Annotated in this window: 40 protein-coding genes and 1 pseudogene; all 41 read left to right on the top strand. The window is 29.9% G+C overall.

The features are described from left to right. Positions 1-7 precede the first annotated feature (7 nt). Positions 8-358 (top strand): hypothetical protein, encoded by a 351-nt coding sequence (locus NSS71_RS08130; RefSeq protein WP_341151460.1) that lies wholly within the window; start codon positions 8-10, stop codon positions 356-358. 14 nt (positions 359-372) lie between these two features. Beyond that, positions 373-549 (top strand): hypothetical protein, encoded by a 177-nt coding sequence (locus NSS71_RS08125; protein ID WP_341151459.1) that lies wholly within the window; start codon positions 373-375, stop codon positions 547-549. A gap of 44 nt (positions 550-593) precedes the next feature. Then, positions 594-1,103 (top strand): hypothetical protein, encoded by a 510-nt coding sequence (locus NSS71_RS08120; protein WP_341151458.1) that lies wholly within the window; start codon positions 594-596, stop codon positions 1,101-1,103. A 171-nt stretch (positions 1,104-1,274) separates the two neighbouring features. Continuing rightward, on the top strand, positions 1,275-1,586 hold the full coding sequence (locus NSS71_RS08115) for a hypothetical protein (protein WP_341151457.1): 312 nt from the start codon (positions 1,275-1,277) through the stop codon (positions 1,584-1,586). Positions 1,587-1,628: 42 nt separating this feature from the next. Beyond that, entirely contained in the window at positions 1,629-1,793 is a 165-nt protein-coding gene (locus NSS71_RS08110) for a hypothetical protein (RefSeq protein WP_341151456.1), read from the top strand. Positions 1,794-1,851: 58 nt separating this feature from the next. After that, on the top strand, positions 1,852-2,157 hold the full coding sequence (locus tag NSS71_RS08105; RefSeq protein WP_341151455.1) for a hypothetical protein: 306 nt from the start codon (positions 1,852-1,854) through the stop codon (positions 2,155-2,157). 65 nt (positions 2,158-2,222) lie between these two features. Next, positions 2,223-2,453, top strand: a complete 231-nt coding sequence (locus NSS71_RS08100) for a hypothetical protein (protein ID WP_341151454.1) — start codon at positions 2,223-2,225, stop codon at positions 2,451-2,453. A 45-nt stretch (positions 2,454-2,498) separates the two neighbouring features. Continuing rightward, entirely contained in the window at positions 2,499-2,684 is a 186-nt protein-coding gene (locus tag NSS71_RS08095; RefSeq protein ID WP_341151453.1) for a hypothetical protein, read from the top strand. Between the two features lie 35 nt (positions 2,685-2,719). Then, on the top strand, positions 2,720-3,034 hold the full coding sequence (locus NSS71_RS08090; RefSeq protein ID WP_341151452.1) for a hypothetical protein: 315 nt from the start codon (positions 2,720-2,722) through the stop codon (positions 3,032-3,034). A 25-nt stretch (positions 3,035-3,059) separates the two neighbouring features. Further along, positions 3,060-3,254 carry a hypothetical protein gene (locus NSS71_RS08085; RefSeq protein ID WP_341151451.1) on the top strand — a complete coding sequence of 65 codons (195 nt, stop codon included), beginning with the start codon at positions 3,060-3,062 and terminating at the stop codon, positions 3,252-3,254. A 52-nt stretch (positions 3,255-3,306) separates the two neighbouring features. Then, the gene (locus NSS71_RS08080) at positions 3,307-3,525 is read left to right on the top strand and encodes a hypothetical protein (protein WP_341151450.1); all 219 of its coding nucleotides are present in this window, start codon (positions 3,307-3,309) and stop codon (positions 3,523-3,525) included. A gap of 106 nt (positions 3,526-3,631) precedes the next feature. Continuing rightward, positions 3,632-3,835: pseudogene (locus tag NSS71_RS08075) on the top strand (RsfA family transcriptional regulator); the annotation flags it as partial. A gap of 74 nt (positions 3,836-3,909) precedes the next feature. Beyond that, complete coding sequence (locus tag NSS71_RS08070; RefSeq protein ID WP_341151449.1) at positions 3,910-4,188, top strand: hypothetical protein; 279 nt, start codon at positions 3,910-3,912, stop codon at positions 4,186-4,188. Between the two features lie 34 nt (positions 4,189-4,222). Further along, on the top strand, positions 4,223-4,402 hold the full coding sequence (locus NSS71_RS08065; RefSeq protein WP_341151448.1) for a hypothetical protein: 180 nt from the start codon (positions 4,223-4,225) through the stop codon (positions 4,400-4,402). Positions 4,403-4,441: 39 nt separating this feature from the next. Further along, positions 4,442-4,738 (top strand): hypothetical protein, encoded by a 297-nt coding sequence (locus NSS71_RS08060; protein WP_341151447.1) that lies wholly within the window; start codon positions 4,442-4,444, stop codon positions 4,736-4,738. A 49-nt stretch (positions 4,739-4,787) separates the two neighbouring features. Beyond that, positions 4,788-5,159, top strand: coding sequence for a hypothetical protein (locus tag NSS71_RS08055; protein WP_341151446.1), 372 nt, complete (start codon positions 4,788-4,790; stop codon positions 5,157-5,159). A gap of 134 nt (positions 5,160-5,293) precedes the next feature. Beyond that, positions 5,294-6,007 carry a metallophosphoesterase family protein gene (locus tag NSS71_RS08050; protein WP_341151445.1) on the top strand — a complete coding sequence of 238 codons (714 nt, stop codon included), beginning with the start codon at positions 5,294-5,296 and terminating at the stop codon, positions 6,005-6,007. 174 nt (positions 6,008-6,181) lie between these two features. Further along, on the top strand, positions 6,182-6,388 hold the full coding sequence (locus NSS71_RS08045) for a hypothetical protein (RefSeq protein ID WP_341151444.1): 207 nt from the start codon (positions 6,182-6,184) through the stop codon (positions 6,386-6,388). A gap of 113 nt (positions 6,389-6,501) precedes the next feature. Next, the gene (locus NSS71_RS08040) at positions 6,502-6,672 is read left to right on the top strand and encodes a hypothetical protein (RefSeq protein ID WP_341151443.1); all 171 of its coding nucleotides are present in this window, start codon (positions 6,502-6,504) and stop codon (positions 6,670-6,672) included. A gap of 151 nt (positions 6,673-6,823) precedes the next feature. Further along, positions 6,824-7,015 (top strand): hypothetical protein, encoded by a 192-nt coding sequence (locus NSS71_RS08035; RefSeq protein ID WP_341151442.1) that lies wholly within the window; start codon positions 6,824-6,826, stop codon positions 7,013-7,015. 83 nt (positions 7,016-7,098) lie between these two features. Next, on the top strand, positions 7,099-8,343 hold the full coding sequence (locus NSS71_RS08030) for a hypothetical protein (protein WP_341151441.1): 1,245 nt from the start codon (positions 7,099-7,101) through the stop codon (positions 8,341-8,343). An 80-nt stretch (positions 8,344-8,423) separates the two neighbouring features. Then, a complete protein-coding gene (locus NSS71_RS08025; RefSeq protein WP_341151440.1) occupies positions 8,424-9,539 on the top strand; it encodes an AAA family ATPase in 1,116 nt (371 codons plus the stop codon). Positions 9,540-9,595: 56 nt separating this feature from the next. Beyond that, positions 9,596-10,135: a hypothetical protein gene (locus tag NSS71_RS08020; RefSeq protein WP_341151439.1), complete on the top strand. Its 540-nt coding sequence runs from the start codon at positions 9,596-9,598 to the stop codon at positions 10,133-10,135. Positions 10,136-10,152: 17 nt separating this feature from the next. Beyond that, positions 10,153-11,619, top strand: a complete 1,467-nt coding sequence (locus NSS71_RS08015; RefSeq protein WP_341151438.1) for a DnaB-like helicase C-terminal domain-containing protein — start codon at positions 10,153-10,155, stop codon at positions 11,617-11,619. A gap of 9 nt (positions 11,620-11,628) precedes the next feature. Beyond that, positions 11,629-12,645, top strand: coding sequence for a hypothetical protein (locus tag NSS71_RS08010; RefSeq protein ID WP_341151437.1), 1,017 nt, complete (start codon positions 11,629-11,631; stop codon positions 12,643-12,645). Between the two features lie 12 nt (positions 12,646-12,657). Next, positions 12,658-13,734 (top strand): PD-(D/E)XK nuclease family protein, encoded by a 1,077-nt coding sequence (locus tag NSS71_RS08005; RefSeq protein ID WP_341151436.1) that lies wholly within the window; start codon positions 12,658-12,660, stop codon positions 13,732-13,734. 15 nt (positions 13,735-13,749) lie between these two features. Further along, positions 13,750-15,522 carry a hypothetical protein gene (locus tag NSS71_RS08000; protein ID WP_341151435.1) on the top strand — a complete coding sequence of 591 codons (1,773 nt, stop codon included), beginning with the start codon at positions 13,750-13,752 and terminating at the stop codon, positions 15,520-15,522. Between the two features lie 234 nt (positions 15,523-15,756). Beyond that, complete coding sequence (locus NSS71_RS07995; protein ID WP_341151434.1) at positions 15,757-16,395, top strand: 3D domain-containing protein; 639 nt, start codon at positions 15,757-15,759, stop codon at positions 16,393-16,395. A gap of 15 nt (positions 16,396-16,410) precedes the next feature. Continuing rightward, positions 16,411-16,926 (top strand): YorP family protein, encoded by a 516-nt coding sequence (locus NSS71_RS07990; protein WP_341151433.1) that lies wholly within the window; start codon positions 16,411-16,413, stop codon positions 16,924-16,926. Between the two features lie 33 nt (positions 16,927-16,959). Continuing rightward, positions 16,960-17,199 carry a hypothetical protein gene (locus NSS71_RS07985; RefSeq protein WP_341151432.1) on the top strand — a complete coding sequence of 80 codons (240 nt, stop codon included), beginning with the start codon at positions 16,960-16,962 and terminating at the stop codon, positions 17,197-17,199. A gap of 31 nt (positions 17,200-17,230) precedes the next feature. After that, complete coding sequence (locus tag NSS71_RS07980; protein ID WP_341151431.1) at positions 17,231-17,509, top strand: hypothetical protein; 279 nt, start codon at positions 17,231-17,233, stop codon at positions 17,507-17,509. A 43-nt stretch (positions 17,510-17,552) separates the two neighbouring features. Next, positions 17,553-17,789, top strand: a complete 237-nt coding sequence (locus NSS71_RS07975) for a hypothetical protein (RefSeq protein ID WP_341151430.1) — start codon at positions 17,553-17,555, stop codon at positions 17,787-17,789. 49 nt (positions 17,790-17,838) lie between these two features. Next, on the top strand, positions 17,839-18,243 hold the full coding sequence (locus tag NSS71_RS07970; protein WP_341151429.1) for a hypothetical protein: 405 nt from the start codon (positions 17,839-17,841) through the stop codon (positions 18,241-18,243). Between the two features lie 75 nt (positions 18,244-18,318). Continuing rightward, on the top strand, positions 18,319-18,477 hold the full coding sequence (locus tag NSS71_RS07965) for a hypothetical protein (protein WP_341151428.1): 159 nt from the start codon (positions 18,319-18,321) through the stop codon (positions 18,475-18,477). A 27-nt stretch (positions 18,478-18,504) separates the two neighbouring features. Beyond that, complete coding sequence (locus NSS71_RS07960) at positions 18,505-18,789, top strand: hypothetical protein (protein WP_341151427.1); 285 nt, start codon at positions 18,505-18,507, stop codon at positions 18,787-18,789. Between the two features lie 10 nt (positions 18,790-18,799). After that, entirely contained in the window at positions 18,800-18,943 is a 144-nt protein-coding gene (locus tag NSS71_RS07955) for a hypothetical protein (protein ID WP_176474166.1), read from the top strand. 10 nt (positions 18,944-18,953) lie between these two features. Further along, complete coding sequence (locus NSS71_RS07950) at positions 18,954-20,150, top strand: RNA-guided endonuclease InsQ/TnpB family protein (RefSeq protein WP_341151426.1); 1,197 nt, start codon at positions 18,954-18,956, stop codon at positions 20,148-20,150. Between the two features lie 155 nt (positions 20,151-20,305). After that, positions 20,306-21,208, top strand: a complete 903-nt coding sequence (locus tag NSS71_RS07945) for a Dam family site-specific DNA-(adenine-N6)-methyltransferase (protein WP_341151425.1) — start codon at positions 20,306-20,308, stop codon at positions 21,206-21,208. Positions 21,209-21,279: 71 nt separating this feature from the next. Next, positions 21,280-22,506 (top strand): hypothetical protein, encoded by a 1,227-nt coding sequence (locus NSS71_RS07940; RefSeq protein WP_341151424.1) that lies wholly within the window; start codon positions 21,280-21,282, stop codon positions 22,504-22,506. Positions 22,507-22,611: 105 nt separating this feature from the next. Further along, positions 22,612-22,752, top strand: a complete 141-nt coding sequence (locus tag NSS71_RS07935; RefSeq protein WP_163186950.1) for a hypothetical protein — start codon at positions 22,612-22,614, stop codon at positions 22,750-22,752. A gap of 21 nt (positions 22,753-22,773) precedes the next feature. Beyond that, a complete protein-coding gene (locus tag NSS71_RS07930) occupies positions 22,774-23,073 on the top strand; it encodes a hypothetical protein (RefSeq protein ID WP_341151423.1) in 300 nt (99 codons plus the stop codon). Positions 23,074-23,076 lie beyond the last annotated feature (3 nt).

Here is a 23,076-nt window from a genome sequence, read left to right as displayed (position 1 = left end):
AAACAAGATGAGAATATTATATTTTAATATCATGAATGGGAAGTGTGTACCTTCATACACTTGCTTACCTTCACACAGAGCGTTTATTTCAGGTTCGAAAATACATAGCATTGAAACTAGTTATGCAGCTTCAAATATATATCATAAAGGCTATGATTGGTTTAGAGAGTCTGTTAAAGAAGAGAATTATGACTGGAGTAAACGTCATCCCCATTTATTGGCTTCTTTAAAGAAACTTGCACTAAAAGAGTCATTGAAGCATCCATTTAAATATTCTAATTTTAAGCAAGTGAATCCTAGATTCCCATTTGTCTTAGTTTGGAACAATGATAATAGTGTATCTGAGGACGGACAATAATAAGGAGGGTTTAGATGTTGTTAAGTAAAGAAGAACGTATTGTCTTATTAAAATATAGAATTGAAGTGGAAAGAGTTAAGACATTATTTGGATTCTATAAGAGTTATGCTACTGGTGAGGATAGGATTAGAAATCTCAAAGGTAAAATAGTGAAATTAGGTGGAGATCCAGAGGGAAAAATATTTATATAAAACATCAGTTTTATATAAATAAATTATAATAGGAGGTAATAAATATGTTATTTTGGGGAGCGGCAGTCATAATAGGGATATACTTAATTTACGGCATTATTGAATATATAAATTGGGGAGGTTTTGATGAAATTATAGAAGCTTTTATTGGAGGAGCTTTATTATCTTTATTATACTGTGTAATTTTATTCGTAATAGTAATGTTTTTACCATATACATATACTCAATCTCATTCGTTTGAAATTTATGCTTTGAAAGATAATTCATCAATTAATGGAAGATTCTTCTTGGGAACAGGTAATGTGGACGGTAATCAAGTTTATAGTTTTATTAAGAAGGAGGATGGAGGGAAAAAAGTATCCTCGATCTCTGTGGATTCAGCTATTGTATATGAAGGTGAAAATGAATCACCACGTATAGATGCATATGATCCTCACATAAAAAGCAAAATAGCTAGAAAATTATTTGGTGATATGGCATTCGGTGATAGTAAATATAAAATTTATATTCCTGATAATTCTATGATTAATGAATATAAAGTAGACATGGAATAAAAACCACATTTTATAATATATAAAACTAAAAATAAATTAAAATAATAGTTGATATTAAAATATAAATAAATTACAATTAATACATAAGAAAATAATTTGCTCTGAGTTGAGGGTTCAGAGTAGAGTTGATAACTAAAGCGTATAAAAAATTAAACAATGGAGGAATTAGGAATGAAAAAGTATGAAGTGGAACTAAGTATTACTCAAACATTTACAACAAAAGTGGTTGTAGAAGGAGACTTTAAAGATGATAAAGACCCAGCAATTATAAAAAAAGCTGAACATAAAGCCGATACTATGAATCATGAACATTGGAATTATATCGAAACTGAATTTGAAGCAGATAATATCAGGAATATACCGAATAATCTATCGCCTTATCACTATAGATTATTAGAATGTGGTTACCCTTTGAATAAAGTTATAAAGTATTCAAATGAGGATGCTGAATCTGAATTAGATGCAATTGGAATTTCTATCTAATAAACCATACGAAACAACGAAGCGGTTGAAAGGAGTAATAGAATGGCGAAAAGTAATAAACAATTAATAGATGAGCGGAGACAAGTAATTAATCCTAAAAAATCCAATTATTCTGTTGTATGTAATAGATGTGGAAAAGTGCTTGGAAAAACTGATGAAATTCCCGACGTTGCTGTTTGTTTAAAGTGTTATTACCAAAAGGACTAATTACTCTGTAATTAAGTCACAATACAATTATCTTTTTATTAGGAAAGGAGAAGTGTGCATGTATTCACCAGAAGAAGCGAAAGTTGAAAACATAAAGCTAGATGTTTATAAATTTGATGATGGAGAGGTTCATTACATTTTAGCCTATACAGAAGAACAGGCGAGAGATTACTTTGAAAACAAATACTCCGACCCTTGTAACCGTGAAGATTATGAATTAGATAAGATAGTAACATATGAAGAATTAACCAATAAGAATTTTCAAAATGATGACAAAGAGCCGAAATACGTTTCATTAATTGAAATTATTGAAGACTCAAGGGAGTTTGGAATACCAAGAGTACTTGCATCGAGTGTTTATTGATAGATACATACATATAAATTAACGATTGGACTAATCTTTATCTAAAGTTAAAAGGAGGTTGTCAAATGTCATTAAAACAAGCGCTATTAGAAACGATTAGTGAGCACTACATATATGAAAACAAATTTAGAATAGTACATGTACATGAATCATTAGCTGAAGCAATAAGAAATTGTGGTGAAGAATTCCCAAGTGCGTTAGATTTATCCCTATTTAACCAAGAGGTTGGCTTACCAGTGGTAAAAATAGTAGAAGAAAAATTAGATAATTTAATTAGTTATTCAAATGGGGATTGATAAGTTCTAGTTGAAGTAAATAAATTAAATAAGGTGGAAAAATTTATGAAGATAGAATTTACAACTACTCTAAACAACCGTTTTTTTATTGAAATTGAGGGAGGTTTGAAGGATTTTCAAACTAAAATAAATAGTGATGAATGGATATTAGCAGAGTCAGACGTTTATGTCAGAACAGATAGTATTATTAGCTACTGTGAAGCCATTGATTTTGTAGCTCAAACAATATAAAAGTAAATTTTTATTAGATGAGTGGGGGAAATAATGTGGAATTTTTAAACAAATTAAGCTTCGGAACACCAAATGGACTAACAAACGGTGATATCGAAAGAGTAAAGAATAAAGTGTTAGAGACTTTTGATTGGCTTTCAAGTGTATATCTTGATATTCAAGAAATAGAGTTAGCTAAAATTGATGGAATAATTGATTTCATTTTTGATGACACATGCTTTGATCAAAGAGTTAGAATTATATTTCATAAATCTGGAGTTGGAATTACTGTTACATCAAATGACCCTAATGTAGCAATAGACGTATTTAACTCATTGTGTCAGCTAGAGTGGGGATGGATTGAAGTTTAATATTAAAAGAGGAGGGAGATGGATAATGTTAATTGCAGGATTTTTTCAAGCGAATTCGGTGATACGAAATGAAATGGCTAAACAATTTAAAAAGAAAAACTATAACCTTAAAGAAAAGCGATTTATCGTAAATAAAGTTTTAGGTTATAGTCCTAATTTTAAAGATATGACAATTGCAGAAATGGAGTCAGTAATAAATTATTTAGTAGATGAAAAATAAAAATAAATTACGATAAAGCTAATTATATATGGGATTAAGGAGGGGAAAGAGAGTGAAAGCATCTTTTTATGAATATAAACTAGTGACGAAAATAGTATATGGAAACTATGAGAACTGTGGTAAACCAGAACAGAAATATAATGATGTTGATGTAAATATTAATAAATTTATAGCTGAAGAAGGCATTGAACCCGCTGATTTAATTGACATTAAGTATGCCCATGGAGAAGGTCAATCAGAAGGTTCTGCATTAATAATATATAGAAAGTAACCTGATAATATCGACCTTTTATAAGGTGATATTCATTCATCATTAAACTTTTTGGAAAGTTACCGATAATAAATATAAGATAATACTTATTATAAAAGGTGATATTATGAATAGTATTTGGAATGCAGAACAAGACATTATGTTAGCAGAAACAGTATTAAGGCATATCAGAGAAGGTAGTACAGCTATAAATGCTTTTGAAGAAGTAGGTAAGAAACTAAACAGAAGCCCAGCATCGTGTGGATATCGATGGAATAATACAGTAAGGTTTGAGAAAGAGAATGAAATTAACGATGCTAAGAAGTACAGATACAATCTTAAATATGGAAAGGCTAATTAAATTACCTATAAAAAAATAAATTAAATATAAAAAGGAAGATACGCATGTTTCTAATTAGAGATGGATCAGGTAGAGAATATAATAAAGTTAGCATTCCGGCTGCAGTATATGACTCAAGAGACAACGTACTGTTGAAGATTGGTGAAAGAGAAGATATGCTTTCCTACTTCGATTTAGTTCAGAACAAATATAGAAAAGAAGGTTTTCATGATATTGCAAATGATATTTCATACATGGAACTCCCTAAAGACCAAGATGAGATAGATAAGGTATTTCAAATATGTGATTACATAGGGAAATTACACGCAAAAAGACTAAATTAGTATTGAAACTTGAAGTTTAAAGGAGATAAATGCAATGGATATAGTAATTAATTTAAAAAGTGGAAGAACATACAATATCGAAACTCCTACAAATAAAAACTTTAATGATGCTATTAATGAAATGTTGAGTGGTGGAGGGAAATTTATTGCTTTTAGTGATCTTGTCATTGCAATAGATGAAATTGAATCGATACAAGAAGTAAAAGATATCTGATAAATCGTGGCTTTTATTACAAGCGAAGGAGGTAAAATAGTGGAGACTGTTACGATATCAGTTGATAGATATAACACATTACTGGAGGCAGAGAAAGATGAAACTTGGCTAAAAGAAAGAGAAGTCCATAGGGTTAATGACTTAAAGAGTAAAATAGAAAATCTATACACTTTAGAGCATCATGAAAGATACGGAGGAGAAATGTACGTAAGAATAGATAAATTGAATTTACTTGGATTATTAGGTTTGAATTTCAAAAAGGAAGATGGGATAAATAAAGTTTTTTTCGAATTCGTAGACAGAGGGTTGTTTATAGATAGCAACAGTAGATTCTAATAAAGTGTAAATTTTATTCTAAAATTAATTATATTTAGGAGGATTAAAAATGACTAATTACTTAACAACAGGACAAATGATTGACCTATTAGAAATTGGAAGAATAGGAGAATGTGTAAATGCTCCGGTAGCTAACAAGAAAAAGAAACAGGTAATTATTGATGGCTTAGACTCAAACTTAAAATATCGTGATGGATATGAATTTAAATTTACACCTTTCATGAGGAAAGAGGCAAAATGGATTATTCTTCCTAAATATGTATCTTTAGAAGAAGCTATTGAATATTTAAGAGATGGCGGAGTCGTTACAATGTACATTAGGAATATCGAACATTCATTCAGTAAAGAAAACTATTTTACATCTTTCGTAGAAAAAGGAATTTCAATAGATGATTTCTTAGTTGCTAAATGGTCAATATAAGAATGAAATACATAATTAATGGATTTGCTAATGTTGTAGGCTGGATAGGAATCGGATTGTTTATGGTTGGAGAAGCTCTAATGTATTTGTCTGATGGAATGAGGAAATAAATTATAAAAATTGGATGTGATTAATTGAAACTAACTAAAGCATTTGTAGTAAGTGATATTCACGGTCAATATGATCAGTTTATTGAATTGCTTCAGCATTGGGATAGAGAAACACAAAAGCTATTAATACTAGGAGACATGATTGACCGAGGTAAGAATTCATTGAAAGTAGTTCAGGAAGCTATGAAGCTCACACAGTTATACGGAAACCAAGTGATTGTATTAAAAGGAAATCATGAAGATATGCTGCTGAACTTTTTAGATGAGCCTGGACACGAATATGGTGAGCTTTTCTTTAGAAATGGCGGTAATACAACAGCTTGGGAGTTTGCTGGTGATGAACATTTAATGTTCAAGAGTTATGTAGAAAGAGCTGAATTAATTAAGCAGCGTAAAGATGAAATAAACTTTATCAGAAATACAAGAGATTATTATGATTTTGGAGATGTATTGTTTGTTCATGCCGGTATTGATCCGTACTTAAGTGATTGGAGAAAAACTGATACACATAAATTCTACTGGAATAGAGGATGGTGGAATCATAAAAACGAGACAGGTAAGACAATAGTTTATGGTCACACTCCTACACAATTGATACATAAGGATAAAAGTAATGATATTTGGATTGACGAGGCAAATAAATACATAAATATTGATGGTGGATGCGTATTTGGTGGTCAATTGAACGGAATAGTTATTGATAATGAAGGTAATTTGTTAGAAAAATATTTTAAGTAGGAGGGGATAAAATGTTCGATACACTTTCTATTTTTAACGCATTTATAGCAGGATTGTGTATTGGTTTTGCAATCTACTCATTTATCGATAAGAATAAATTACTTTCAATAATGCTAATGATAGTGGCTTGCTTAAATATTGTATCAGTATTCGCATAATACGGGAGGTAAGAAAATGGACATACATATTCAGAAACTTATTAATAGTGACTATGAAATATTAGAAAAGTTTGGCTGGCTTTTATATAATCGTGAAGATCAAAATGCAGGGCTATCGCAAGAAGAAGTCTATGAGTTAATGAAAATACTAAATGAAGATACAATGGAAAAAGAATATAGAGCTGCTTATGAAGAAGGTATGAGTGATGGAATTTGTGAATAGGTATAATGAATAAGTATGCGTTATGTGAAAACTTATACAGTGTTTATTCGTAAAATATTAATAATTAAACATTAAATACATAATAAATTGAGGATTTTAAAGGAGGGTAACAATTGAAGAAAACTTTGATTGAAAAAGTATCAATAGGATTTATCATATTTGTATTTATAATGATGATTGTAATGTTTGCAGCTTATATTATTGTAGGGGTTAATTTATTCAATAATCCTGAATCAGTAGGATCATGGTTATCAAGTTTAGTTAATGGATTTAAGGGAAATTAAATATAAATAAATTACAAATATCTATTGTTTAAACATAAATAAATTGCTATAATATAAAAGTAGAGAAAAGGAGTTGGTTAGATTGATAGTTAGTGGTCTTGATCCACCGGCAACTCTGTAATAAATAATATCAAATAAAAGGAGGAGAAAAATGAAAATTGTCCTAAAGGAGCATGAAGCATTAACTATAGTTAATGAAGGTGGGGAACTGTTATTTGAACAGAAACCAAAAGTGCAGCAGATAGTTGTACATAATAATATTACAGTTCAAAATCAAAAAGAAGCATCGGAGCTTGCGAATTATCTAGTAAATAAGGTTAGAGCAAAGGGAATAAGCATTTAAAATAAGCCTTTTATCGTAACGAATATAAATAAATTACATAACGAAAACAAATTAAAGGATATCAAGGAGGAAATTATACATATATGGCTAGATTATATAACACATTTGAATTTATCGGTGAGCTAAATATTCCAAAGAATGAGGATAAGTTTCACGATGTTAAGTTAAGTGATAGTGGATGGGAGGGGCATCGCTTAAACTTTGCAGTACAAGAATCTAAAACGAATGGTGTATTTGTTGAAATGTATGGTGGATTCTCTAAAGCTAAACAAAATAAGGTTTACTCATTTAGCAAAGGCACTGAGAGTGAAAATGGAACAAAATTAGAAATTCCTTGGGAAGATCGACTGCGAAAAGAAACAGTTGACATGGTTGCAGACTTCAAAAAAATTGTTATTGATTTTACGACTGATAGTAAGTTGAAAGAAGAGATTAACAGTATTCGTTATGATATTAGAAATCTAGAGTACAAAGAAAGTTTATCAGGAGAAGAACACGCTAAATTAATGGACTTACATACTAAGCTAACTGAAAAAGCACCAGATAGACATGAATTTATTCACGAATACGATGCGGTTGTTTTCTTTGCTGAAAATGTTGGGAAATATAAGGATAATAAATTTAGGGTAACAGGAAATGTTGAATACCAAGAACATAAAGGAAGATTCTTTAGAAAGTTTAGACCTACTACATTAGAAATCGTTCCATCAGACACACCTTCAAAATTAAGAGCAACGATGGATTTATTCTTCACTAAAGATGCTATTGATGATAAAGATTTCGACAAAGAAAAGAAAGTATACATAGAAGCTTACGTATTAAGTTATGACAGTAATGCTAAGAAAGATATGTTTTTCCCACAACAAGTCGTAATTAACGCAGGAAAAATTGATTTTAATAATGAAATGCACGTTAAAAGATTCAATTTCTTGAAAAATAAATTTTCTGTAAAAGGAAAAGGAGTATTCCACTTACCTTGGGAGGTAAATGTATTTAGAGGTGCAGATAGAGTTGAGTTTACAGAAAAAGACCTAACGCCTGCTCAAAGAGAAGCGATTGAATTTGGTCTAGGTAAGCTAGATGATTATGCTCCAAAAGGTGGAGTACTGGGAGAAACCACAGAAGAAAACAGATTAGTAAAACCATTGTTAAAGACTTTTGATAATGTAAATAACTTTATCGATGGTGCAGTAGAATCAAGTTATGATGTAGATGACTTGGCTTATGTCAGTGAATCTAACTTAGTTAGCAGTAAGCCAGTAGAAGATGAAAAGAAAGAAGAATCAAAAGCTCCACAACTAGAAGATTTAGATGATTTGTTTGCTTAATTAAAACATAATCGTAACAAGTGGGACTATAAATTTAGTCCCTGAATAAAAATAAATTAAAATAAAAGGAGAAATGTGAATTGGGTAGAAAATTTGGGAAAAAGAATGTAATTAAAATTGATCCTTTAGCTTACAATATTGGTTTAATTGGTGAATCTGGTATTGGTAAATCTACGTTGATTGTTGAATTTTGTGAGAGATTAGCAGGAGAAGATGGATATATCTTAGCTAACATTGGTAAAGAAGATGGCGTAGATGCTATCCCTAATGCTATTTATGAAAATATTCCTGATTGGGAAACATTTGAAGAGTTTGCAGATGACATTATCGAAAATCGTTCAACAGATTATAAAGATCTAAAAGTTATCGTGTATGACACTATTGATGAGTTATTTCGAATTGCAGAACCAGAAGTAATTAGACTACATAATAAGACTTATCCTGATAAGAAAACTAACTCAATTAAAGCTGCATTTGGTGGATTTATGGCAGGTGAAGATAAAGCTATCGAATTAGTTCTTGATAAGATTTGGGAGTTAAAATCAGTTGGTGTTCAAATGATTGTGGTAGGACATACAAAACGAAAAAACCAAAATGATGTAGCCACTGGTGAAGAATATGAAACACTTACAGCAAATTTAACAAATAGATACTTTAATGCTATTAAAACTAAATTACATGTATTAGGTGTTGCTTCTATTGATCGCTCAATTGAAAAACAACGCATTAAACAAAAAGTCGGTGCTGATAAGATTGTAGGTAAAGTAACTGGGGAAAGTCGAATCATCACTTTCAGAGACGATAACTTTAACATTGACTCTAAATCCCGTTTTAATGAAATCACTCCTCAGATTGACTTGAATGTAGACCAATTTATTGAAGCGATAGAGGATGCAATTAAAAAAGCACATGCTAAACAAAAAGGTGCAAAATCACTTGAGGTAACTAAGAAAGAACAAGAAGTTGCGAAAGAAAAGGAAATTGAACAGATTGTGGAAGAGACAAATAAGAATAAGATTAATACAGAAGAAAACGAAGAACTCATTATAACCATCCAATCTACTTTTGGTAAAGCTACTGACGAAGTCAAGGCTAAAGTGAAAAATGTAATGGATACCTATGGATTTAGTTCTTTTAAAGAACCTGAATCAATTCCAACTGCAGGGTTAAAAGAAATTGTTAGTTTACTAGGTTAATAACTACATATGGGGGAATGGAAACATTCCCTTTTTAATATATAGGGGTGAATAAATTGGCTAGAAAATGTACTTGTCAGATATGTAAGACGAAAGGAAATACTGATTCTTTTTATAAAGTTACTGATGATAAAGGCAAAAATAAGTATTACTGTAGTCAACTAGAATATGAAAGTTACACTTTAGAAAAAGAGAAAAGAAACAATTTAATGAAATTTATAGCAGAAGAAGTATTAGGTTATGAGGAAGGACAAATAGTTCCTCCTGTTTTAATAAAAAAAATTGGTACAATGAATCAGTTTTATGATTATGAAGTAATCCAAAAGTGTTTTGAAGTTAACAAAGAAACAATAGAATACTGGTTAAATAATAAAAATTTTACAAGTGAATATGGAATGATCAGTTATATTCTAAAAATTATTGAGGGGAATATTAATGATATCCATAAACAATGGAAGTATCACAAACAACAAACTATAACAATTGAAAATACAGATTTAGATGTAAATATTATCAACCAAATAGAAACAATAGTTCCAAAAACTAAACCAGTTGATAATGGCATTCTAGACTTTTTAGATGATAATGATTTATGAAATGGATGTGAATTGTATTGAATCAAATTGATAACTATCCAAGTGAACTAGTAAGTAATAGAGAACATATAGAAGCTTCATTTGTATTTTGTTTATGGAGGAATCCAGAGCTCTATGGTGATTACGAAAAGGATGTTATGGCTGATAGAGACTTATTAACTGAAGATGGTAGATTCTATTATTCTCTTGGGTTAGAAATGTATAACTTGGAATATAAGAGTTTTGATGATGCTAGTATTTATAGTTACATTGAGGGTAAAGAAGTTCTGAAAAATGGATTTACAAGAAGAGGTGGTTATAAAACAGTAGACGAAATCAAGAAAATTCTAAATGAAGATAATGTAGACAGATACTATGATGAGCTTGTTAAAAGTAATATGTTATTGAAATTACATGATAAGGGGTTCAATGTAACCAAAGAACTAACAAGGTTTCAAAAAATGACTAGTAAGAATCTTTATGACTACTATGAATATCAATTGGACAATGTTTTCTTAAATAGAGGATCAGGAGTTAAAATTGAAGATTTAGACTTTGAAGATGATTTTATAGAAGCGTGTGATACAGGTGAAGAAATGGGACTCAGTTATGCGGCAACATGTCCGTTATTAAACTATCATACTCTAGGATTACATAGATCAAATGTTCAGATATTTGCAGGATTCTCAGGTACTGGTAAAACAAGTTTTTGTATTAATTCATACATATTACCTATCCTTGATCAAGGTGAAAAAGTAACTATCATCGCAAACGAGATGAATAAGAGAGCTTGGCAACATATTCTAATGGCTACAATACTTAGTCAAAAGTTAGGTTACTTTGGTCTTCCACGTAAGAAGCAAAAAATGGGTAACCTAACCGATGAACAAAAAGAAAAAATGCAAGAAGCAAGAGAATATTATAACACTCATTATAAAGGTAGATTAAAGTTTGCTAAAATTTATGATTACAGTATTGATGATGTTAAAAAGATTATTAGAAAAATGGCTAAACAAGGTTTCAATTACTGCTTGTATGATACTTTTAAATCCGAAGATTCTTCATCAGCAACAATGACAGGAGAACTTATTGAGTCATCCAAGCAACTTTTACAGATCGCTGAAAAAGAAGATGTAGGAATAATTATAACAATGCAATTAGCTATTTATATGGAGAACACGAGATATCTAACAGCAGCTTGTTTATCAGGTGCTAAAGGAGTTAAGGAAGTTGTTTCTGAGTTAGTACTAACTAGACAAATATGGGAAGATGAATTAAATGGTGAAAAGTTTGATATCCAAGCATACAGATTTAAGAAAGATGCTCAAGGGAAATTTACCAAAATTAAAGAAGAGATAATATTAAAACCAGATAAAAAGTATATGATTGTGTTCCTGGACAAAACAAGAAATGATGAAGGTGATACTACATTACTTTATCAGTTTGACGGAGCGTGGAATAAGTGGATTGAAATCGGATATTGTACACCTAAACATCAAAGGTAGGAATATGAAATGGACGTATTCTCTTTAAAAAACTACATAATTGATAATCCAGATTACATTGAGTTAGTGTTAGAAGAAGTCGGCTTCCATAAAGTAAAAGATATCGGTAAAGAATATCGATGTGCATTAGACGAACATACTAACCCAACAGCAGTGAAAGTTAATAAAAAAACACTATCTTCTTCCTGTTATTCAATCAATTTAAAGGGAGATTTAATAGTTCTGGTTCAATATAAATTAAATTTAAGTTTTCCCAAAGCTATTAAGAAAATCGCAGAATTAGTTGATTTTAAACATGAAATACATAATAAGCAATATAAATTACCTTTTGGTGGATTTTATAAAAACATACAAAAACTCAGAGACATAGAAGGAATAGACATTGAAACATACTCTTGTGATTTATTAAATCGATTTGAATTAGCACCAAATTTACTATTCTATGAGGATGGTATACTTCCTCATATTCAAACTCAATATGAAATTGGCTATGATAGTTTAACCAGAAGAATATCAGTTCCGTGGTATTCATTTGATGGAAATCTTTGTGGAGTTATGGGTAGGTTGAATAAAAAAGTGATAAATGATGAAGAAGTAAAATGGTTTCCTATTGTGCCTTTTCCTAAGTCAAAAACCTTGTATGGCTTTGTTAATAACTATCATACTATTTTAGACAAAGGGATTGTTATGATTGGTGAATCGGAAAAACATACTATGAGTTTAGCAAGTAAGGGATTAAATGTTGGGATCTCATTGGGTGGAAGTTTTATGAGTGAAATACAAGCTAACCATATTAAAAGTCTTTTTCCTAAAACTATTATACTCATGTTAGATGAAGGGTTAGAGGAAGAACATAGTATTGAAATTGCTAAACAATTAAAGAGTAATAAATTTTATAAAAATAATGTTGGATATGTGTTTGATAAGAAAAACAAATATTTGCCTTTAGGTAGTAAGATGGCTCCCAGTGATTTAGATAAAAATAAATTAAATAACTTGGTGAAAGAATGCACAGTTTGGTTATAAGGAGATGGTAAATTGAACGCTAAAGAGAAATTAGAGGAATTGTATGAGTCAGGAGCTAAGGTATATTCTCATTCCAAACTAGGAACTTTTAATAATTGCGAATACGAATATTACAATACATATGTTAAGAAAAACAGAGGAATTGATAATATCTATACGTTATTAGGATCTGAGTTGCACGATAACATAGAGAAAATTTATAAACAAGAGAGCGATATAGATAAGTTTAAGGAAAGTTATCTTAACAAATTAGTAGAGTTAGATATACTAGGTGTTAAATTTCCAAGTGAAAAGATAGGAGACTCTTGGAAAGCAGATGTAGGACACTTTATAGATAACTTTAATAAAATTGACAAGAAGATGTTACTCGAAAAACTAATTGTATTTGAAGTTGTGGATGGGATTTGGATGCAAGGATATATCGATAGCATATCTCCAAGTGATCAAGGAAAACCGTTTGTTAATATTATTGATTGGAAAACATCAAGTAAGTTTGCTGGAAAGAAGTTAAATGAAGCTGGTAGACAGTTATTAATGTATAAATTAGGACTAGAAGCTACGAGTAATTACAAAGTAGATAAAGTTATGTGGTTTATGATCAAGTATCTATATGTTTGTAATGTACAAAAGAACAAAAAGATAAAAAGAAAAATGTGTAGTCGTGGTAAATGGGTTAAAGAAATGAGAGCTAATCTAGAAAAAGATCTTTATAACTTAGAATTAGATGACTTTGAAATTGAGTTACTTTTAGATAAGTCTGTAGAAGATAATAATATCGATTGTATGCCACAACAAATAAAAGATAAGTATTGGTTAGAAGATTGTTTTATTGAATATGAAGCATCAGATGAGAAGTTAGATGAATTAAAAGAACATGTTATCAAAACCATAGCAGCTATTGATAGCAAGGATAAAAATAATGAATATGACTGGAAACCGATTGAGATAGATAAATATAATTCATTTTACTGTAGTACTCTATGTGGTCACAGAAAAACATGTCCATTTTATAAGAGATTCCTAGAGGAAAATGCTGATTCATTTGATAAGAAAAATAAGAAGGATGATTTTGAGGATTTGTTTAGTTGAGGGAGGTGAAAATCAATGCAAACATTCAGAAAGATATTTTATGACTTCGAGTGCTTTCAAGATGATTGGATGGTGGTAATAGTTGATTATGATACTAGAAAAGGGAAAGTAATAATCAATGATGTAGAATTGTTAAGAAAGTTTTATAATATGTTTAAAAATGATATCTGGATTGGATATAACAGTCGTGGATATGATCAGTACATATTAAAAGGTATATTATTAGGTATGAATCCAGCTTTCATAAATAAACGAATTATCATTGATGGAGTTAAAGGTCACAATGTAGTAAGAGAAGGTTATAAGATTCCACTAAATAATTTTGACATTAGTACAGGTTTTCATAGTTTGAAGCAATTAGAGGGTTTCATGGGAAGTAGAATTAAAGAAAGCTCTGTTTCTTTTGATATTAATAGACCACTAACATCAGATGAAATGAAAGAAGTAGTTGATTATTGTAAACATGATGTTCTTCAAACAATTGAAGTTTTTGAAAATAAAGTTGAAGAATTTGAATCTCAATTAGCTTTAATAGAAGCTTTTAATCTAAGCATGTCACAATTCACGAAAACAAAAGCCCAATTATCAGCCTTTATAATTGGAGCAGAAAAGCAACCTGATAGAGGAGATGAATTCAATTTAAGCTTTCCTGATACATTAAAAGTGGAGAAATATAAGGAAATTGTCGATTGGTACAAAGATCCAGAGAATATGAATTATAAAAAGAAATTAAAAATTGATGTAGCTGGAGTTCCTCACATTTTTGCTTGGGGAGGAATTCATGGAGCGTTACCTAAATATAAAGATGAAGGAATAATCTTATGTGCTGATGTGGCATCGCTCTATCCTTCACTGATGATTGAATATGGATACATAAGTAGAAATGTAAATGAACCTAATAAATTTAGGGAAATTAGGGATAAACGTTTAGAACTAAAAGCTAAAAAAGATCCTAGACAGTTACCTATGAAAATCGTAATTAATGCAAACTATGGTGCTATGAAAGATCAGTATAACCCTTTATATGACCCGTTGATGAGTAATAATGTATGTTTAGCAGGTCAGCTATTACTATTAGATTTGATTGAAAAAGTAGAACCGTATGCTAAATTAATTCAATCAAACACAGATGGTATATTCTTGAAGGTAGATAAAGAAGAAGATATATCTATTATTAAACAAGTTGCTGCAGAATGGGAAAAAAGAACAAGACTTGATTTAGAATGGGAAGTATTTGAAAAGATATATCAGAAGGATGTAAACAACTATATTATTATCGACAAGAATGGTAAATACAAATCCAAAGGAGCATATGTTAAAAAATTAAATAACTTAGATTATGACTTACCTATTGTAAATAAAGCATTAATTAACTATTTTACCAAAGGTATAGCTGTGGAAGAGACGATTAATAACTGTAATAAGTTAAGGGAATTTCAAAAGATAGTAAAAGTATCTCGTTTATATCTTCATGCTTTACATGGTGATGAAAAACTTCCTGAAAAAGTGTTACGTGTGTTTGCTTCTAATGATCCAAATGCAAAGGGAGTGTTTAAAGTGAAATTGAAAATGAAAGATGGTGTTGAACAAGAAGTAGCTGAGAAAATCGGAAATACACCAGACAAATGCTTTATAAATAATGAAGATGTAAAAGAGTTAGAAGTACCAGATTATTTAGATAAGAACTATTACATAGAAATAGCGCAAAAGAGGTTAAATGATTTCTTGGGTATCCCTAATAAGAAAAAGACTACAAAACGTAAGAAAAAGGATGAAGAAATAGCTTAATCTGATAAAACTTAAATTTTATAGTAAAAATAAGAGGAAAGTTTGTGAAATGCTTCTGCAAACGTTGATATATCAAGGGTGAAAATCATTATTTTTCACAAAGTAATTAAATATAAATAAATTACATAAAATACTTCCAATTTGTAGAAAGTCGTGTTAAAATATAAATAAATTAACAGATTGTAAGTTTGAGAGGATGGTGATGAAGCCTTTCTATCCACGAAAGGTACGCTTATGAAGAAAAAACTAATTGCAACAGGATTGATCACAGTTTTAGCTGCATCAAATGGTTATATGACATATACATACATAAAAGACACCGAAGCATTAAAGAATGACATAGCACAATCACAACAAGATAATAAAGAGAAAGATGAACAAATATCATTTATAGGTAATAATATAATTAAATTGCAGAATGATTTAAAAAACAAGATTACTGAAAATGAAAAACTAACAGTTGAGTTAAAAGAAGCTGAAGGTAAACTCAAAAAGCAAGATAGTCAGATTGATAAACTGGAACAAGAGTTAGAGAAAGCTAAGAAAAGGAATGAGAGTCCCTCGATAAGCTCTAATTCAAAGCAATATTTAGTTACTGCGTATACAAATGGGAAGGAATCAACTGGTAAGAGTCCTGGTGATCCAGCATACGGTAAGACAGCAAGTGGCACTACTACACAAGAAGGAAGGACATTATCTTGTCCACCAGAATTAAAAGTAGGTACAAAATTAAAAATTGAAAATGTAGGTATTAGAGTTTGTGAAGACACAGGAAGTGCAATAAAAGGTAATCGATTAGATTTATACATAGCGGATTTAAACAAGGCGTTGGATTTTGGAAAACAATTACTAAATGTTGAAATTATTGATTAGAAGGAAGGGAGAACATTGAGAATATGGCTTTATGAAGTCGGAGAAAAACTTATAATTAATGAGAAAGTAAAAAGATATTTACCTTATGCGGTAGGCAAAGAAGTTACAGTAATCGAAAAACTAACAAATGGTTCATTTGATTATTTAGTTGTAGACGAACATAAGAATGAATATAGAGTAAGAGAAGTTGAACTTGATAGATTGGGAGATATGTATATGGATAAACAACTTGGTAAATTTGAGATAATCGCTACAGAGTTAGGTAAATTTACAGATGAAAAGAATAAACAATATGGATCTTCAGTAGATGCTACATATGAAATGATGCTTGTGTTAATGGATAGATATAAGAATGAAGACAGTACATACACAATACCAAAGGAACTCATTAAGCAGATGTTGTTAACTGTAAGGGTGATGGATAAACAGAATAGGATCTTCAACAATCCGTCTGGAAAAGGTGATTCTGAATCTCCGTGGAAAGATATTGTAGGTTACGGATTAATTGGAGTTAATATGACAAATAAATAAAATTAAATTACTAATTAGAAAGGAGGTGTATTCTTGATAATCAAACTTTATGAAAGTTTAAATTTAAAGTGGTATCAGGAATTACCATTAATATTGATTGCTTTCTATACAAATGGCTTTACTGTTCAAGTTGTAATTTCACAATATGAGTTATTTAAAATTATTTGGAAGTATGGGGCAGCAATTTGTTACTCATTAGGAGTGTACATAATTCTAGTTTTAGTATTTGTAAGTTTGAGAGATTTAGTGGTAAAGAAAATTGCAACAAAATAACTCTTTTAAAGGGAATAGGAGGTGTCATTGAATGAAAAATGATTTAAAGGATTTAGGTTTGCATGATTTACTTGAAGATTTAGGTCAAAATGCGATCGATACCAAGATTGGGAATTCATCTGATTCTTTTGGTAAGGCAATTAGAATAGCGTATGAAATTGAAGATAGATTCCGTAAAAAGGAAAAAGAAATTCAAAGGTTGAAAAATGAAATTGGGAAAGCGATCTACAATTTAGCAAATGAAGATATTAGTGATGGTAGAGTAGTGGACGAAATAAGAATTGAACTAATAAATTTAATTAAAATATGAATTTTAATTGAAAATAAAAATAATTTAATAAGAGGTGAGGGATATGATTGATTATAAAACATGGGAAGAATTCCGTAACAATGGTTTAATGTGGTTTGTTAATACAACTCTACATGTATTTGGTTGGACTTTAATCTATGATCCAAAAAGTAAATCTGTTTACCCTGCAAGGTGTAAATTCAGAGGATTTAGTGAAGATGTGAATACTGATGGATATAAAAAAGTATCAAGTTATCTAAAGCGGAATATTGATGAGTTAGAAAAAGAAGCAAATGAATAAATCAAAAAAACATAGGGTGACGACCAAAGCGTCAAGGAGGATTTATAAAATGGATAAAAATTTAGAATTATCAACAAAAGTTTTAGAAAAAGTAGAAAATGAATTAATCAATAAAAATTTTAAGTCAGTCAAATTATTGCTTCAAGGATATCGAAAACAAATTGATAATTCAACTAGTCTTCGATCATTTACAGAATTTAACTTTGCTGATTTAAAAGTTACTGACATGCATCATAAAAAATTAATAGAATTAATTCTAAAAGCACAAGAACTACTTGAAGAAATGTTAGATGCCGATGATTACCTTTCTATAAATGCTTTAACACTAATTATAGGTGATTTACAATTTGCAAAACATTCTATGGACTTTTCAAGTAATAGAAGTGCATGCACAAGTTTAAAAATGCAAACAACAGAAGATTATGATGTTGATAAAGGCAGACCAATAGAATAATAGACTGATTACATACACAGCAAAGGAGAGATGTTCCTTGTCTCTCCTATTAGATAAAAGAAAGGAATACTAACTATGACAAAGTTAGAACAATTACTCAATCAATATTACGCCACAGAAGATATGTCTTTAACAAATATTATTTATCAAATTAGAGAAGATCAAGAACATAGTGATGTTGTGAATGAGTTTGTAAGTTTACTGGGTTGGCTAAATAAACAAATTCAGATATAAAGAATATTTGACAATTGAGGTGACAAGATGAATGTTTTACAAGAATTCAAAACTACTAAACAACTAGTATTACATGTGTTAGAACACTATCCAGAGACACGGAACAGTGACAATAAGCTATATATTCAGGCTGCTAAGTTACTTGGAGCTGTAACATTGGATGATTTAAATAAAATTAAATTGAATTTAATAAGTGTACATAAATTGAGACAGCAGATTCAGAACAAAGATGGACTATTTCCATCAACAGATGAAATTAGATACATAAGAAATGAACGTGAAAAGGAAATCAGAAAATATATGATTAGTTGAGGCGAGTTAAATGGACGGATGGCTTATTGTTCTATTAATTATTTTATTAGCTTCAACTGGGAAGCAAGAAGACGAAGGAGACAAATGGAGAAAGTGTATCTTTCAACTTGTGGTAATTACAAACATCACTATTGGAATATTATTAAAAAGTTAATAAATGACATATGAAAGGAGGTGATTATATTAAAATATATAAAACTGTAATTGCTCCAATAAATTGTTCAAACAAAGATTATTATTATTTACTAAATTGTAACAAGTTATCAGCACAGGTATGGAATTACATAATTGAATTAACAGAAAAATACAGGAATGAGAATAATGGAAAATGGTTGGATCGAAATCAGTTACAAAAGTTAACTAAAAAGTGTGTTCCGTTACATTCAAAAGGTATCCAACATGTTATTAATAAGTATTTATATGCACGAGATTCAGCATTAAAAGCCAAACAAGGAAATGGAGAAAACAATAAATACCCACATAGAAAAAAGTTATTTTATACTACTGGATGGGATGTTCAATCTGTTAAAGTAAGAGGAAATAAATTATTGCTATCTAAACCCACTGTTCAAAGGGGAGGTAAACAACATAAACAAAAGCCGGTAAAATTATATGTTAAATCAATTCCAGAAAACATAGTTGAAGTTGAATTAGTATACAAAAAAGAATTAATGATAGCAATGAAATACATAGAACACTCAGAGAAAATACAAATTAAATCAAACAATCATGCTTCTATTGATCTAGGAGAAATTCATTCTATAACATCTATTGATTCATATGGTAATGCGCTTATTATCACAGGTCGTAAGATGAGAACTGTTAAACAGCATAGAAATAAGATTCAAGCAGACATTTATAGAAGAATGAGTAAGTGTAAGAAGGGGAGTAGACAATACAAGAAATATATGAAGGCTTTAAAGAACATGAAATGGAAGTATGATAATAAAATATTGGATTGCGTTCATAAAATATCTAAATTGTATTTAGATTATTGTATCTTGAATAATGTTTCTACTGTTTATTATGGTGATTTAGATTCAGCTACAAGAAATACTAAAAAGAGAGCAAATAAATTTGTAGGGCAAAAATTAAATCAATGGAATTATGGAGAGTTAGTTAAACAGTTGGAAAATAAATTAAACAGATATGGGATTGTGACGATGAAAGTTAAAGAATATTATACGTCTCAAAAATGCCCTAGCTGTAAATCGCTGAATAAACCTACTAAAAGAAATTATACGTGTAAGTGTGGTTACAAACAACACAGAGACATTGTTGGAGCTATGAATATCCTAAATGACAACAGTGAGATTGAAATAAGTCGGTATATAAATAAAAAGTATCTACAAATTACGTAAGTATGAGTAGTAAATGCTGATGTTAGCAGTCACTAGATTAATAGTGTAGCCGTTAGATACGATAACGGAAAGATTGGTAGGTTCAATCTCTAACAAAAGTTGGTTTTTATTGGATTTTAAATAAAAATAAATTACAATATAAAGGAGAAATGATTTTGGATTATAATAAAAAGAACTTAGTGAAATCGCCATTAAATTATGCAGGAGGTAAATATAAATTATTGGATAAGATACTTCCTCATTTCCCTAATGAAATTGAGACTTTCATTGATTTATTTACTGGAGGGGCAAATGTAGGCGTTAATATTAATGCAGATAAGATAAATTGTTTAGATGTGAATCCACATGTAATAAAAGTGCTAAATTGGTTTAAAGCGACTAACCCCGAAAAAGTATTATCCGAGGTTGAGAGTGTAATAGAGGAATATAATCTAACTAATACATTTAGAAATGGTTATGAATATTACGGAACTAATAGCAATAAAGGCGTTGCTAAAGTAAATAAAGAAAATTATTATAACTTAAAAGCTGACTTTAATATGGGAAGAAAGGATTCAGCTACTTTGTATACTGTAATACTATACGCTTTTAATAACATGATAAAATTCAATAAACAAGGTGATTTCAATACTGCTGTTAATAAAAGAGATTTAAATGGAAATGTAGTTAAAAATATATTAAGATTCGTAGAAACAATACATAATAAGAATATTAGGTTTACTGCAGATGATTTTAGAAATTTAAATGTAAATAAATTAAATGATAAAAGTTTGGTTTTTTGCGACCCACCATACCTTGTGACTGAAACAAGTTATAATAATATTTGGACTGAAAAAGAGGAGCAGGACTTGTTGAAGTTCTTAGATGACTTAAATCAAAGAGGAATTAAATTTGTACTTACAAACGTACTAAATAAAGGTGAAAAAAGAAACGAGCTTTTAATTAATTGGTCAGAAAAGTATAATACATATGATTTACATAACAACTATAACAATTGTGTTTATAATAAGTCAGATAAAGATGTTGAATATACTGAAGTATTGATTAAGAATTTTTAATACATAAAAAGGAAATTGAAATGCAAGTGCAGAATTCTAATATTAAAAGATAAGTTGGGAGTTAAATACATATGAGTGTTAGAATTCTGCATTGTAGTAAATCGATAAATAATTATAATATTTGTGTCAAAGAAAAAGTGGTCGGATTTTCTAAGCGACTAGCTGAAACAGGTGATCTAATTTATATTGTTGTGAAACATGATAAAGTTACATATTGTGGAGTAAGAGGTGTCATCGGTGAACAAACAGATTATAAGCCCTGGGAAAATTCCGAGTTATATGTTCAATCATTTAATTTGGAAAACATAGAGTACTGTAAACCTTTCAATTTAAGTATACTTGCGTCAGTTGGAGGTAAATCTTGGGGGATTAAATATACTCAAGCTTCCAAAGCCATACGAGATGAAGAAGCAATCAATTTACTTAACGAAGAATTTAACGTTAATAAAACCAATGAGTTCCATTCATTTTTAGAAAACGACCATGAGGATGTGGTTATAGAAGACGAGACTCTGGAAAATGTTGATAATGATGAACTAGATATTATGGGTACTTTTTTAACAGTAAAATTCCATAGTGAGCAACATAAATCAAGAGGGCTAGAAACACTAGTAAATAAAAATTTCTACAATCTATTCGAAGAGTTTAAGCCAAGAAATACTATTCTAATTACTGATAATAGGAAGTTTTCCACTTCAACTATGACAGATGAAAACACAAATAAAAATATAAATGGGATAAGCGGTATACCTGATGCTTTATTGATAAGTTTCAGTAAGTCAAGAAAGATACCATTGCAAATAAATCTCATAGAATACGAATGCTATGGTGAAGGTAAACTTAAACCTATGCAAAAATTTGATTACTTAAATGGTCACATCATACCCCAGTTGATGAGATTTGCCTCAGCTTTCAGTGTTGTTACAGATACGAGAATTAGAGAAAATACTATTAAATCTTGGGCAGATAAAATCATGAATGAATTTGTTTATGAGGATCAGTCCATATCTGATAAAGTTTCAAACTGGGTTAGAACTATTTATCCCAACATTAATGAACAAAAGATTTCCTATGAGTTTAGTAAAATGTTATTGGATGCTTTCAATACTCAATTAAGAATAATGTTAATAATAGATGAGCTTACTTCAGAACAAAAAGAAACTATTCGGAATGTAATTAACTCTTTTAAGCTAAGTAGTCAAAACAGCATTGAGTTTTTAGGTTATGTAGTTAGGCTGGAACAAAGAATCAATGTGATTGATAGTAACTCAGAGTATGCATTATCAATCCAAAAATAATAACTAGATGTAGTGGTTTCCGATTTGCGGAGCTACTACATCTAGCATACCAATCTGATAAAACTACAATTTTATATAAATAAATTACAAAAAAGGAGTGATCGAATGCCAACATTCCTAATGCTACTAGGTTTTCTAACATATTCGTACTTACTATTCGCTTTAGATAATCTACATACATGGTACAAATATGAAAGAAAAATGCCAATCCAGTATCAAACACATCGTAAATGGTGGAAAATCTAATAATTGAAAGAAGGGAAGGTAATGGGTTTTGTAGTAGGTGATGAAGTATTTGCTAACACACTAAATCGTAAAGGTACAATTGTTGATCAACGTGAAAGAGTTGGTGAAGAAGGAGTAATTGAATATAGAGTACAATTTGAAAAATACCTTAATCAATGGCTTGTTGAGAGTCAAATAACACATGTATACGAATTTAATAACGAATTTGAACAATCGCTGCGTGACTTACTTATTGACATAAACTTATTACATAATCCTACCGAATTACAAATAGTGAGAGATTTATATAATCAAAAATTTGATTTGTTAAAGGGGAAATAATAC

Origin of the sequence: Niallia sp. FSL W8-0951 (assembly GCF_038006525.1) — a bacterium.
Classification (GTDB): Bacteria; Bacillota; Bacilli; order Bacillales; family Cytobacillaceae; genus Niallia; species Niallia circulans.
This window is presented reverse-complemented; position numbering and strand designations above follow the sequence as displayed.

Coding starts and splice junctions, on each gene's coding strand:
- NSS71_RS08130 (WP_341151460.1), top strand. CDS start 8: ATGAGAATATTATATTTTAATATCATGAATGGGAAGTGTGTACCTTCA.
- NSS71_RS08125 (WP_341151459.1), top strand. CDS start 373: ATGTTGTTAAGTAAAGAAGAACGTATTGTCTTATTAAAATATAGAATT.
- NSS71_RS08120 (WP_341151458.1), top strand. CDS start 594: ATGTTATTTTGGGGAGCGGCAGTCATAATAGGGATATACTTAATTTAC.
- NSS71_RS08115 (WP_341151457.1), top strand. CDS start 1,275: ATGAAAAAGTATGAAGTGGAACTAAGTATTACTCAAACATTTACAACA.
- NSS71_RS08110 (WP_341151456.1), top strand. CDS start 1,629: ATGGCGAAAAGTAATAAACAATTAATAGATGAGCGGAGACAAGTAATT.
- NSS71_RS08105 (WP_341151455.1), top strand. CDS start 1,852: ATGTATTCACCAGAAGAAGCGAAAGTTGAAAACATAAAGCTAGATGTT.
- NSS71_RS08100 (WP_341151454.1), top strand. CDS start 2,223: ATGTCATTAAAACAAGCGCTATTAGAAACGATTAGTGAGCACTACATA.
- NSS71_RS08095 (WP_341151453.1), top strand. CDS start 2,499: ATGAAGATAGAATTTACAACTACTCTAAACAACCGTTTTTTTATTGAA.
- NSS71_RS08085 (WP_341151451.1), top strand. CDS start 3,060: ATGTTAATTGCAGGATTTTTTCAAGCGAATTCGGTGATACGAAATGAA.
- NSS71_RS08070 (WP_341151449.1), top strand. CDS start 3,910: ATGTTTCTAATTAGAGATGGATCAGGTAGAGAATATAATAAAGTTAGC.
- NSS71_RS08065 (WP_341151448.1), top strand. CDS start 4,223: ATGGATATAGTAATTAATTTAAAAAGTGGAAGAACATACAATATCGAA.
- NSS71_RS08055 (WP_341151446.1), top strand. CDS start 4,788: ATGACTAATTACTTAACAACAGGACAAATGATTGACCTATTAGAAATT.
- NSS71_RS08045 (WP_341151444.1), top strand. CDS start 6,182: ATGGACATACATATTCAGAAACTTATTAATAGTGACTATGAAATATTA.
- NSS71_RS08035 (WP_341151442.1), top strand. CDS start 6,824: ATGAAAATTGTCCTAAAGGAGCATGAAGCATTAACTATAGTTAATGAA.
- NSS71_RS08030 (WP_341151441.1), top strand. CDS start 7,099: ATGGCTAGATTATATAACACATTTGAATTTATCGGTGAGCTAAATATT.
- NSS71_RS08010 (WP_341151437.1), top strand. CDS start 11,629: ATGGACGTATTCTCTTTAAAAAACTACATAATTGATAATCCAGATTAC.
- NSS71_RS08000 (WP_341151435.1), top strand. CDS start 13,750: ATGCAAACATTCAGAAAGATATTTTATGACTTCGAGTGCTTTCAAGAT.
- NSS71_RS07995 (WP_341151434.1), top strand. CDS start 15,757: ATGAAGAAAAAACTAATTGCAACAGGATTGATCACAGTTTTAGCTGCA.
- NSS71_RS07980 (WP_341151431.1), top strand. CDS start 17,231: ATGAAAAATGATTTAAAGGATTTAGGTTTGCATGATTTACTTGAAGAT.
- NSS71_RS07975 (WP_341151430.1), top strand. CDS start 17,553: ATGATTGATTATAAAACATGGGAAGAATTCCGTAACAATGGTTTAATG.
- NSS71_RS07970 (WP_341151429.1), top strand. CDS start 17,839: ATGGATAAAAATTTAGAATTATCAACAAAAGTTTTAGAAAAAGTAGAA.
- NSS71_RS07965 (WP_341151428.1), top strand. CDS start 18,319: ATGACAAAGTTAGAACAATTACTCAATCAATATTACGCCACAGAAGAT.
- NSS71_RS07960 (WP_341151427.1), top strand. CDS start 18,505: ATGAATGTTTTACAAGAATTCAAAACTACTAAACAACTAGTATTACAT.
- NSS71_RS07955 (WP_176474166.1), top strand. CDS start 18,800: ATGGACGGATGGCTTATTGTTCTATTAATTATTTTATTAGCTTCAACT.
- NSS71_RS07950 (WP_341151426.1), top strand. CDS start 18,954: ATGAAAGGAGGTGATTATATTAAAATATATAAAACTGTAATTGCTCCA.
- NSS71_RS07940 (WP_341151424.1), top strand. CDS start 21,280: ATGAGTGTTAGAATTCTGCATTGTAGTAAATCGATAAATAATTATAAT.
- NSS71_RS07935 (WP_163186950.1), top strand. CDS start 22,612: ATGCCAACATTCCTAATGCTACTAGGTTTTCTAACATATTCGTACTTA.
- NSS71_RS07930 (WP_341151423.1), top strand. CDS start 22,774: ATGGGTTTTGTAGTAGGTGATGAAGTATTTGCTAACACACTAAATCGT.